We start from the raw sequence: 212 nt of genomic DNA, 5'->3' as shown, positions 1-212 counted from the left end.
GGGGAGAGGAGGCCGTGATCCCCCTGCCGCCTCATCGCCCCGGCTTGCGCATCGGCCTGTTCGGCGGGTCGTTCAACCCGGCCCATGCGGGGCATCGGCATGCGACGCTGCTCGCCATGCGGCGGCTGCATCTCGACTGGGCCTGGTGGATCGGCACCCCACGGAACCCGCTCAAAGACACGAGCGGCCTGCCCTCCCTCGAGGCGCGCGTG

The 212-nt window shown here is 72.2% G+C and carries 1 pseudogene; it reads left to right on the top strand.

Features of this window, described 5'->3' with window-relative positions:
• Positions 1–14: 14 nt before the first annotated feature.
• Positions 15–212 (top strand): annotated as a pseudogene (locus F0L46_RS23840) (nicotinic acid mononucleotide adenylyltransferase); the annotation flags it as partial.

The sequence above is a fragment of the Salinarimonas soli genome (assembly GCF_008386575.1).
Taxonomy (GTDB): domain Bacteria; phylum Pseudomonadota; class Alphaproteobacteria; order Rhizobiales; family Beijerinckiaceae; genus Salinarimonas_A; species Salinarimonas_A soli.
The sequence above is the reverse complement of the archived record's forward strand: the minus strand, read 5'-3'. Positions and strand labels throughout refer to the sequence as shown.